3 protein-coding genes are annotated in these 12,630 nt (G+C 58.4%); 2 read left to right on the top strand and 1 reads right to left on the bottom strand.

Features of this window, described 5'->3' with window-relative positions; all coding sequences use genetic code 11:
* Positions 1–7: 7 nt before the first annotated feature.
* Positions 8–751, bottom strand: a complete 744-nt coding sequence (locus tag BSY240_RS10875) for a FadR/GntR family transcriptional regulator (protein ID WP_069042315.1) — start codon at positions 749–751, stop codon at positions 8–10.
* 146 nt (positions 752–897) lie between these two features.
* Between BSY240_RS10875 and BSY240_RS10870 the strand changes: the two genes are divergently transcribed.
* Together BSY240_RS10870 and BSY240_RS10865 are read left to right on the top strand one after the other, a co-directional pair.
* Positions 898–1,695 carry an NAD-dependent epimerase/dehydratase family protein gene (locus BSY240_RS10870; protein ID WP_069042314.1) on the top strand — a complete coding sequence of 266 codons (798 nt, stop codon included), beginning with the start codon at positions 898–900 and terminating at the stop codon, positions 1,693–1,695.
* Positions 1,696–2,018: 323 nt separating this feature from the next.
* Entirely contained in the window at positions 2,019–12,365 is a 10,347-nt protein-coding gene (locus BSY240_RS10865) for a DUF5801 repeats-in-toxin domain-containing protein (RefSeq protein ID WP_069042313.1), read from the top strand.
* Positions 12,366–12,630: the final 265 nt, after the last annotated feature.

Here is a 12,630-nt window from a genome sequence, read left to right as displayed (position 1 = left end):
TCAAATGTTATCGTACAGGTTGGCGCTGCTCGCGCAAAAGGGCGCGGTAGCGCGCCTGACTGCCGCGCAAATGTCGGCGCATGGCGTCGCGAGCGGCCTCCTCGTCGCCCTGGGAAATCGCCTCGACGATATCTGCATGTTCTGCATCGATGAGGCGCAGGTATGCGGACTGGTCTTCCTCGCTGTCTTCGTCGCGCAATGCGGCCCGCGGGATGACATTCTTGCCGATCATGGCCAGAAATTCACGGAAACGGGGGTTGTTGGTCGCTTCGGCGATGGCGAGATGAAGGGCAAAATCGGCTTCCGTGGTCGATTGGCCCGCCTCAAGACAGGCGCGGATAGCGTAGTGTCGTTCAAGTATGACTTCTTCCTGTGCGGGGGAGCGTCGCAATGCGGCGAGGCCTGCAGCCTCTACTTCGACTGCCGTTCGGAGTTCCAGGAGTTCAATCATCGACGAAACGCGCGCCGGATCCACATTGCCGATCAGCAAGGGGGCAGGTGTCGGCTCCTGAGGTGTGAGGACGAAAACGCCAGCGCCCTGGCGGGCCTCGACCAGCCGGTCAGCCCGCAGCGATGCGATCGCCTCGCGCACGACGGTTCGCGACACGCCATGGGCTTCTGATAGCTGGGCTTCGCTCGGCAGCTTGCTGCCCGGTGGAAACTGGCCGGCGCCGATCGCCTTGCGCAACGTGTCGCCGAGTTTCTCCACAAGGGTCCCTGAGCCCGCTTCGATTCTTGCCTGCAATGCCATACGTGTTTCCCCGCCCCTGTGTACCTGCGCACATCATCATCCATGCGTCGGGCTTTGTCAGCCTGTCGCCCATAAGGTTTACGATATTGACCGGGTCAGGGCAACCTGTATGATAAATCGAGGTGTGACATCATGGAGGACTGCGCGTGAAGAGGCTTTTGCTGACGGGGGCTGCCGGCGGGTTGGGCAGCGCAATGCGCGGGCGCTTGAAGGGGCTTGCGGAGATCGTCAGGGTCTCGGATATCGTTGATCTCGGTCAGGTCGCGGCGCATGAGGAGGCAATGGTTTGCGATCTTGGCGATCGGGCGGCCGTCGACAGGCTCGTTGAAGGCTGTGACGCTATCATCCATCTTGGTGGCATCTCGGTTGAAGACAAGTTCTCCAAGATCATGAACGCCAATCTGCTCGGCCTTTATAACCTCTATGAGGCCGCGCGCGCGAACGACATGCCGCGCATCCTGTTTGCTAGCTCCAACCATACGATCGGCTTTTATCGCCAGGACGAGTATCTCGACCACGAGATGCCCATGCGCCCGGACGGGCTTTACGGCGTGTCCAAATGCTTCGGCGAGGCGCTCGCCCGCATGTATTTCGAAAAGTTCGGCCAGGAGACGGCTCTGGTGCGCATCGGCAGTTGCATGGAGAAGCCGAAAAACCACCGCATGCTCTCCACCTGGATGAGTTACGAAGACTTTTTGTCGATGATCGAATGCATCTTCCGTGTCCCGCGCCTGGGCTGCCCGGTGATCTGGGGCTGCTCGAACAACGACACCCGCTGGTGGGACAATTCCCATGTCTCTTATCTCGGCTGGCAGCCGACGGATAACGCCGAGCGCTTCCGCGCCGAAATCGATGCAGCGGTGGCAAGGCCGAAGCCGGGCGACACGATCGCGGTCTATCAGGGTGGCCCCTTCATCGACGACCCGATCTTCGCGGAAGACTGATCTTGCCGTCCCGTTTTCTTGAGTGGCCGGATACCTGACGAGTGTCCGGCCTTTGCTTGTTTTCAGTGGCCCTCTGGATACTGCTTCAAGTGGCCTTAGTGCTCGCCAGTGCAGTCTATGGATGCCATTCCAGTCGCTGGGGCTCATTCGTTAAAATTTGAGTAAACTGCAGAAATAAAAGGATTTTTCGGCTCGGAATTAACTTCTTTTTCAATAATGGTCGCTGCAAGCATAACCGGTTATGTATTCAGGGTTAAGAAACCGTTGCACTTGCCCCGGCATCGGGATTTAACTGCCCTCAACTTGTTAAGGGGTGAGTTACCATGTCCATCGAAGATCCGCGCCTGTCCAGCATCGACAATACTTCCGCAGCAGGCGAGTTCGACTCTGCGGTCGAGCAGCATCTGGGTTTCGCCAGCGAGACCGTAGAGGGAATTGAAGTGGCTCAGGCGGAAACGCCCGACGCCGGTCGCACCGATCGCCTGCCGGCCCAGCAGCCGGTTGACGTCGCCGCAGCCGTGATCCCGAGCGAAGTAACGCCCGACAACGATAATGTCGTGACGCTGCCGGCTGGCATCGAACTCGACAACCTCGAATTCCAGGTCGACGGTGAAAACCTCGTCCTCGTCCTGGCAGATGGCACCGAGATCACCGTGATTGGCGGCGCTGCAAACATCCCGACCTTTGTGGTCGGCGATGTCGAGCTGCCGCAGGTCGCGCTCTTTGCCGCCCTTGAAGAGAGCAACATCAACGTTGCGGCCGGGCCGGATGGGACCTTCTCGGCCCAGTCGACGCCCGCTGCGAGCCGCAACTTCAATGACGATCCGATTGACGCCGGCCCGGAAGATCTGGCTCTGGCAGATCTGCTGGGCGATACCAGCTTCGGCGACGAACTTCGCACGGCTGCCGTGTTCGGTGGTAATGGCCGGCCCTCCATCCCGACCCCGCTGACGACCTCGTTCATCTACGACGAGGCTGTCATTGCCGGCGGCGATGGCGTGAAGATCATCAGCGGCCGTCTGCCCTTCAATCCGGGCCCGGATTCCGGCACGATCACGGCCATCGGTTTCGTTGGCGCGTCCGATGTCAATGAAGGCGATGGCCTCAAGGTTCTCGGCGGCTTCACTTCGGGCGGTCTCCCGATCACGGTCACGAGCTTCCCGGCGCCGACCGACGCTGCGGACCTCGACTTCCTCGCGCTCGAAGGCCGCGATTCCGCCGGCAACCTCGTCTTCACCATCACGATCACCAACCGTGTCGAGGGTGACTTCACCTTCGAACTTTTTGGCAAGCTCGAGCATCCTGACGCGGGCAGTAACGGCTCCCAGGATGATCTTGACGATCTCCTGCGCCTCGGCTTTACCTACACCGTCACCGACCAGGACGGCGACAGCGTCACTGGCACCTTCAATATAGACGTGCAAGACGATGCGCCGACGATTGGCGCCCCGGTCGGCGGTTCTGTCAACGAAGACGATCTCACAAGCAAGGTTGTCGAGTCAAAGCTCGTAAAGCGTGTTTCGGACTCGGAGTCCGACTCGGATATGCCGCTTTCGAGCACTTCGAAGGCTGAAGGTTCGCTCGGCATTCGCTGGGGTGCGGACAATGATCTCAAGAGCGAAACTCTGGGTGAAGGCGGTGAGCCGAACGGTGATGACCCGGTTGGCCGTACAGTCAGCTTTACGGGCCTCGACACCTCTTCGACATCGGAAGAGATCCAGGCGGCGATTCCTGGTCTCGCGGGCCTGAGCTCCGACGGTTTTCCGCTGTCCTACCGCATCGACTACACCACTGGCACTGACGGCAAGTGGAATGGCGGCTATCAGCTGGTCGCATACAAGCCTTTCTTCGACGGCCCGCTCAAGGCCCTGTACATCGAAGGTGAAGGGGACAAGTTCCTCGAATTCCCATATCCGGGCGAAGGTGAAACGATTTTCATCATCACGCTGAACCCGACGACAGCCAATGGCTCCTACACCTTTGAGCTGGTTGGCAATCTCGATCACTACGAGCCCGTAGTCCGCGTTGATGAACCGACTGACGGCGACACGGTCATCGAGGTGCCTCCGGTTGATGGTCCTGAACTGCAGGTCGCGATCTTCGATGGCGATGAGGGGCCGAAACTGAACCCGGTCGACTTCCTCGACTTTGAGATCCCCTTCACGGCAACCGATTCCGATGGCGACAGCGCCGATGGCAAGTTTACGGTTCGCGTCGAGGACGATGAGCCGGTGATCATCGGTCGGCCGATCGCTCATACGGTGGATGAAGACGATATCTCGACCATTGGTCGGGATATTCCGGGCGAGTCGCTTGGCACGAGCCCGAACGACGGCAACCGTGATGGATCCTTCACGGGCGATCGTGGATCGAACAATCCTGGCCCGGCCACAGTGTCCGGCTCCTTAGCCGGCATGGTTGATTTCGGCGCGGACAACCGGTTCACGACCTATTCGATTATTGATGAGGACGCGGCCCGTGCAGTGCTGACACGGCTCGGCCTGACCTCGAAGGGTGGCGAACTGTCCTTCGATCTCATCGGTGATACGCTGTACGCCTTCGTCAACGCTGGTGAGCCGGGTGTCGTCTACAATGCGGGGCCGGATCGCCTGGTCTTCACGCTTACCGTGGAAGCCAACGGCGAATATGCATTCAAGCTCTTCGACCAGCTCGACCACGACCTCGGCAAGGGGCAGAACACCGATCTCCAGGATGATGTCGAAGGCGACGTCCGGGACATCGACTTCGGTCAGATCATCAAGGCATCCGACTTCGACGGCGATAGCGTGCCGCTGACGGGCTACTTCTCCGTTACGATCCGCGACGACGTTCCGGAACTCGTCCGTGGTGCGTCCGAACACCGCACGGTGGATGAAGACGACATTTCCACATTGGGTAACCGTTTCCCCGGTGAATCGCTTGGAACGAGCCCGAACGATGGTAATGCTGACGGCTCCTTTACCGGCAGCCAGGGCAACAACCAGCCCGGCCCGGCGTTCCTCTCGGGTTCGCTGGCAAGTCTCGTTAAGTCTGGCGCCGACGAATCGCTGACCTTCTCCTTCATCAACGGTGATGTCGCGCGCGGCATGCTGGAGAGCCTCGGCCTTTCTTCCAAGGGCGCCGAACTCAGCTATGAAATTCGCAACGGCGTTCTCTACGCCTTCGACAACGCGGGCCCGGAACTTGGCAAAAGCTACGACCCGCAGTTTGGCGATCGCCTCGTTTTCGAACTGAAGCTGAATGGCAACGGATCCTACGAATTCCGTCTCTACGATCAGCTCGACCACGACGCCCCAGGCGATGATTTCCGGGAGCGCCCGACCAATTCGGATGAGAACTTCGACCTGCAGGATGGCCTGTGGTTTAAGGATGTCACCGCGATCAACTTCGGTGCCCTCATCAAGGCCACGGACTATGATGGTGACAGCGTCTCGCTGAACAATGCCTTCTCGATCAAGATCCGCGACGACGTTCCGGAACTGAGCGGCCGTGAAGAAAACCGCCTCGTCGATGAAGACGACATCAGGACGAGCCGCTCGGTCGGCACGAGCCCGAACGACGGCAACGGCGACGGTTCATACACAGGCAGCCCGAACAACAACCAGCCGGGTCCGGCCTTCATTTCCGGCTCGCTCGCCAACCTGATCAAGGGCGGCGCGGACGATACCGTGAAGTTCTCCTTCATCCGCGAACAGACGGCGGTCTCAGAGCTTCAGTTCCTCGGCCTGTCGTCGAAGGGCGTCAAGCTCAGCTACGACATCCAGGGCAAGACACTTTACGCCTATGACAACGACGCGGGTGACGCCGGTTACGGCCAGGGGGACCGCCTCGTCTTCAAGTTGACGGTCAATGAAGACGGCTCCTACACCTTCGAGCTTCACGACCAGCTCGACCACGACCTCGGCAAGGGGCAGAACACCGATCTGCAGGACGGTTTCCGTTACAAGGATGTCGAGGCGATTGACTTTGGTTCGATCATCAAGGCAACCGACTTTGACGGCGACAGCGTCATTCTGAAAGATGCCTTCTCGATCACCATCAAGGACGACGTTCCGGAACTGAGCGGTGCCAAGGAAGAGCGCCTCGTCGACGAAGACGACATCAAGACCAGCCGCTCGGTCGGCACCAGCCCGAACGACGGCAACAGCGACGGCTCCTTCACCGGCAGCCCGAACAACAACCAGCCGGGTCCGGCCTTCATCTCCGGTTCGCTCGCCAACCTGATCAAGGGCGGCGCGGACGATACGGTCAATTTCTCCTTCATCAGCGAGCAGACGGCGGTCTCAGAGCTGCGGTATCTCGGTCTGTCGTCCAAGGGAGCAGAGCTCAGCTACGACATCCAGGGCAGGACGCTTTACGCCTATGACAACGACGCCGGCAATTCCGGTTATGGCGAAGGTGATCGTCTTGTCTTCAAGCTCACGGTCAATGAAGACGGTTCCTACACCTTCGAACTTCATGACCAGCTCGACCATGATCTCGGTAAAGGTCAGAACACCGATCTGCAGGACGGTTTCCGTTACAAGGACGTCGAGGCGATCGATTTCGGTTCGATCATCAAGGCGACCGACCATGATGGCGACAGCGTCATCCTCAAGGATGCCTTCACGATCACCATCAAGGATGACGTGCCGACGGCAGTTGCCCGCAACACTAACGAGACACTTGTGGTCGATGAAAGTGACAAGCGGCAGAACGAAGATGTGGACGGCCCTCTTAACGTCTTCAGGTTTGTCGGCACGAAGGGCGAAGATCCGAACATGTCGGCTCAGTTCGCTCAGCAGTCGAATTTTGTCGCGGCTGACATCAACGGCGGCGCCGATGATGATGTGAAAATTGAGTGGGATCTGAAGATCAACGGTGGAGACCGCACCCCCTCTGGCCTCTTCACCACGGATGGTCGCTCGATCGTATTGTTCCTGGAAAATGGTCTGATCGTCGGCCGCTATGACGGCCCGGACGGTAATTCCACCGTGAATTCGTCCGACCCGGCAGCCTTTGCCCTGCATCTTTCGGACAACGGCACCCTCTCCCTGGTCCAGTATGTCTCGATCAGGCACGATGATCCGTCCGACCACGACGAGAACGACGACGCGAATGACCGCAATCCGTCGACTGCGCTGCAGACCCTCGCCGGTAAGGTCAACGCCGTCCTGACGGTCACTGACTTCGATGGCGACAAGGCCGTCAGCGAAGTGGCTGTAGGAAGCCGCATCCAGTTCGAAGACGATGGTCCTGTCGCTCGCTACTCCGGCCGAGTGACGTTGACGGAAGACGCGAATGTCAACACGGGTGCCTTCATCCAGAGCTCGGCGAATGGCCAGTTCTTGTTCGACGCTGGTGCCGATGGCGCTAAGGTGACCTCGATCGCCTATGGCTTCGGTGGTACTGTCATCAACGATCCGGATGAGGGTAGCTTCACCACGATCCCGCTGACCTCTGGCGGGCTGCCGATCACGGTTGCGAATGTTGCTGGCGATCCGCTGAAGATCGAAGGCAAGCTTGCCGACGGCACTGTCATCTTCCGCGTCGAAGTGACCAACCCGGTTACGGGCGCCTACACTGTGACGCAGCTCGGCCCGATCGATCATCCGGAAGCGAATGTCACGGGTGCCGCTGATCCGCTGCGCATGAAGGTGAACTTCACCGTCACGGACGGCGATGGTGATACGTCGTCGAGCAGCATCCAGATCGACATCCTCGACGATGCGCCTGTCGCTCGCTACTCCGGCCGGGTGACGTTGACGGAAGACGCGAATGTCAACACGGGTGCCTTCATCCAGAGCTCGGCGAATGGCCAGTTCTTGTTCGACGCTGGTGCCGATGGCGCTAAGGTGACCTCGATCGCCTATGGCTTCGGTGGTACTGTCATCAACGATCCGGATGAGGGTAGCTTCACCACGATCCCGCTGACCTCTGGCGGGCTGCCGATCACTGTTGCGAATGTTGCTGGCGATCCGCTGAAGATCGAAGGCAAGCTTGCCGACGGCACTGTCATCTTCCGCGTCGAAGTGACCAACCCGGTTACGGGCGCCTACACTGTGACGCAGCTCGGCCCGATCGATCATCCGGAAGCGAATGTCACGGGTGCCGCTGATCCGCTGCGCATGAAGGTGAACTTCACCGTTACGGACGGCGACGGTGATACGTCGTCGAGCAGCATCCAGATCGACATCCTCGACGATGGTCCTGTCGCTCGCTACTCCGGCCGAGTGACGTTGACGGAAGACGCGAATGTCAACACGGGTGCCTTCATCCAGAGCTCGGCGAATGGCCAGTTCTTGTTCGACGCTGGTGCCGATGGCGCTAAGGTGACCTCGATCGCCTATGGCTTCGGTGGTACTGTCATCAACGATCCGGATGAGGGTAGCTTCACCACGATCCCGCTGACCTCTGGCGGGCTGCCGATCACTGTTGCGAATGTTGCTGGCGATCCGCTGAAGATCGAAGGCAAGCTTGCCGACGGCACTGTCATCTTCCGCGTCGAAGTGACCAACCCGGTTACGGGCGCCTACACTGTGACGCAGCTCGGCCCGATCGATCATCCGGAAGCGAATGTCACGGGTGCCGCTGATCCGCTGCGCATGAAGGTGAACTTCACCGTCACGGACGGCGACGGTGATACGTCGTCGAGCAGCATCCAGATCGACATCCTGGATGACATGCCGACCTTGGTCAGCACGCCGACGACCGGTCTGTCCCTTAATGAAGACGACCTCGCCCTCGGGAATGACGAAACCACGCCGAAAGAACTGCTCTCTGCAACCGGAAATCTGAACATCTCGCTTGGGGCCGATGGCGGAAGCATTGCTCTGTCGGCACCTGCTGCGGAATGGAGCGCGACGAACAAGACTCTCACGGCAGGCGACGGCTCTTGGAAGGTCACGCTCAACAGTGACGGCACTTACAAGTTCGACCTTCTCGACAATACCCTGGCCCATGGCTTCGCCGACAACGGTGAGAACACATTCAGTGTTGAGGTAACCTACACGGCGACCGACGGTGATCAGGATGTGCTGACGGGTTCGTTCAAGATCGAGATCGTTGATGATGTTCCGGTGGCGGTTGGCGAAAGTGCCACGGTTCGGGAATCTGCTCCGGGTGTAGGTGGTAATCTTATCCTCGCGTTTGACGTATCAGGCAGCATGAATGCAGACGCCATTACCGACGGGGTATACGAATCTCGCTTGGACGTCGCAAAGAAGGCTGCGCTTAATCTGCTCGAACGCTCCGATGCCACACACGTCTTGATCGTGACTTTCAACAACGGCGCTTCTTCGACCGATTGGCTGAGCAAAGAAGACGCGGAAAAGTACATTGAGGATAACATTCCGCAGGAGACGGGCGGCACCAACTATGATCGCGCCATCGCAGCGATTACTGAAAATGCTCGTCCCGGCTCGACAGTCTATTTCTTCTCCGACGGAAATGTTAGCGGCCCAAGCGCACTGAACAATGACGAAAAGGCGGATTGGGAGGCGTTCGTTGGGACGAATGGCATGACGTCCTACGCGGTAGGCGTTGGCTCGAACCTCAATGATAACGACGATGATCTCGGCGATGTTGCCCATCCCGGCGAAGCGATCCTGATCACCAAGGCAGACGACGCAGCATTGTTGGCGACAATGACGCCGGCATCAGCTGTCCCGACCTCCGCTTCCGGCAACGTCCTCAGTAACGACAGCTTCGGCGCAGATGGTGGACGCATCCAGTCCATCCTCGTGGATGATGTCACGCACACCTGGGATGGCAGCGAGGCAAACGAGGTTCTGAACGTAACCACCGCTCTGGGCGGATCGTTGATGTTCAACTTCAGGACCGGCGCTTGGGAGTACAATGCCCCGGCACAGCTCGTGTCGAACACGCCGGAAACGTTCACCTACACATTGGTGGATGGCGACGGCGATACGATCACGGCAAATCTCGTGGTGAATGTCCAGGCCGTCAACGACGCACCGGAAAACGCGGTACCGTCCACGTTGACTGCTGCTGAGGACATCGAGCTTTCGATCACCAACGTGAGCGTGAGCGACGTCGATGCCGGCAACGGCGACCTGACGGTCAAGCTCGAGGTGAAGAAGGGCACGCTGACGCTCGCAAGCGAAGATGACCTCGTCGTATCCAACAATGGATCCGGCACCGTCACGCTGACGGGCTCTCTCACTGCGATCAACGCGGCTCTGCTCGGCATGAAGTACAAGGGCGACCTGAACTTCAACGGCAGCGACGAGCTCAAGATCACCACGACCGACAACGGCAACACCGGCCTCGGTGGCGCCAAGACGGATGTGGATACAGTCGCCATCACCGTGACTCCGGTGAATGATGCGCCAACTGCCACGGATGATGTTCTGTCTGCAGTTTCGGAAGACAGCACTGTCCGCACTATCAGCTTTGCATCGCTGCTAGGCAATGACAGCAGGGGGCCGTCGAACGAGTCGACACAGTCGCTGACAATCACGGAATTGTCGAATGTCGTCGGGGGTACAGCTGAGATAAGAGGTACCAACATTCTGTTCACGCCTGCCGCCAATTTCGCCGGTGTCGCCTCGTTCGACTACACGGTGCGAGATAATGGTCAGACGAATGGTTCAAACGACTTCAAGACAAGCGTTGGCTCTGTATCGTTCACGGTGACCCCGGTGAACGATGCCCCGGTGAACACAGTGCCGTCGTCTCTGACAGCGGTTGAGGATACCGAACTGGCTATCACCGGCGTCCAGATCGCAGACGTCGACGCCGGCGGTGGTAGCCTGACCGTCAAGCTTGAAGTCAAAGAGGGGGATCTGAAGGTCGGCGCGCTGTCGGGTTCGACGATTACTCTGACCGGTACGGTAGCCGAGATTAACGCAGCACTGACCGGCTTGAAGTACAAGGGCGACCTGAACTTCAATGGTTCTGATCAGTTGAAGATCACCACAACGGACAATGGCAATACCGGAGCCGGTGGTAACAAGTCCGACACGGACACCGTAAACATTACGGTCACTGCGGTGAACGATGCCCCGACGGCTGTTGATGATGTCTTGTCGTCGATTGCCGAAGATAGCGGTGTTCGCAGAATTAGCTTCGAATCACTTCTGCGCAATGATAATGCCGGTCCGTCGAATGAATCGTCACAGTCTTTGACAATCACCGGTGTGTCGAATGTTGTAGGTGGTACGGCTGTGATCAGCGGTACGAACATCCTGTTCACGCCTGCGGGTAACTTCACTGGCGTCGCCTCGTTCGACTATACAGTTCGAGACAATGGTCAGACGAATGGAAGTAACCAGTACAAGTCAGATGTCGGAACCGTGTCCTTCACGGTTCTGGCGGACACAGCAACGCAATACGACATTCAGGCCTCCGCGGGTCCGAATTTCAACTCTGCGTATGATCTGACATCTTTGAATTACGTTAAATCAAATGACCCCCATGTGACGGATGCCCAAAATAATCCGTCTGTGACCATCTCTGCGAAGGGATCCGACAGAAAAACCGATTTCTACAAGCTCGTAATCGAGGCCGATGGTACCTTTGTTCGACTTGATATCGATAACGCTGAATTTGACTCGGTTCTCGCTGTTTTCAACCAGGACAAAACCCTGGTGGCTTGGAATGATGATCTTTCATCCAGCAACAATGAGGCCTATATCGAGAGAACGCTCAATGCGGGGACCTATTATATTCAAGTCGGCAGATACAGCAGCTCTGCGGATAACAGAATGGGAGCGATCGGCAATAACAAGGAATACGAACTGCAAGTCAGCGTGAAGGAGCCTGGCGCCGACCCGATCATCCTCGACCTCGACAAGAACGGCTTCGCCTTCTCGTCGATCGACAATGGCGTCAGCTTCGACATCAATGCCGATGGCAAGACCGACCAGATCGCCTGGACCAGCGATGATGGCATCCTGGCCTTTGACGTAGATGGCAACGGCCTGATCGACAACGGCTCGGAAATCTTCACGCCGGACTTCAATGGGGGCAAGTTTGCCAGCGGCGTGGCGGCTCTTGCCTCGCTCGACAGCAATGGCGACGGCAAGATCGACTCAAGCGACGATGCCTTCTCCAAGCTGAAGATCTGGGTTGATGCCAACAACAACGGCATCAGCGACGAGGGCGAGCTGTCGAGCCTTTTCGACAACGGCGTCACGAGCATCTCGCTCACCACCGACAACACCGGCGGTCAGGAAGATGGTCAGACGGTCTTCTCGACGGGCACGTTCACCTTCGCGGACGGTTCGACCGGCGATTTCATGGAAGTCGGCTTCGATACGATCTTCGGGTCGGATGCGGATCCGCTGACGGTCATGGGAACGGATGGCGATGACATCCTGCATGGCGGCATGGGCCAGGTGGTGATGACCGGCGGTGCCGGCAACGACACCTTTGTCTTCGACGGAACGGCGCTTGACGAGCTCGATGTGGCCGATGTCATCACCGACTTCAACGGTGACGGCGATGTGCTCGATGTCACGGCCCTGCTCGACAGCCTGCTTGGTGAACAGGCGTCTGCTGAGACCGCAGCCTCGCATCTGCGGGCAACGGTTGACGACGGCAACACCACGGTCAGCGTCCAGACCGGTGCCGACACCTGGAAGGACGTCGTGGTCCTGCAGAACCACGACACCGCCATCAAGGTGCTGTTCGACGACAAGCATGCGGTCGTTACCCCGCACGACTAAGACAGATAGTGGTTTTACTAGGAGAAAGGGCGCCAGATCGGCGCCCTTTTTCTTTTCACGGCCGCGCTGAAGCGGACTTTACTTGGCGACGATTCGAAAAGGACTCTGGCTTTGCGCATGCGTTGCTGCCCGTCGACGGTCGCAGGTGCTTAAATGGGTGTTGCCTATTGGAGACAGTTCCATCGCATCTGCCGGATTTCACCTGAAAATACGGGGGCTTTGTTGCACGGTTAACGTCGAAGCCCAGCAAAATGATTCGAATGAC

The sequence above is a fragment of the Agrobacterium sp. RAC06 genome (assembly GCF_001713475.1).
In the GTDB taxonomy this organism is placed as follows: Bacteria; Pseudomonadota; Alphaproteobacteria; order Rhizobiales; family Rhizobiaceae; genus Allorhizobium.
The sequence above is the reverse complement of the archived record's forward strand: the minus strand, read 5'-3'. Positions and strand labels throughout refer to the sequence as shown.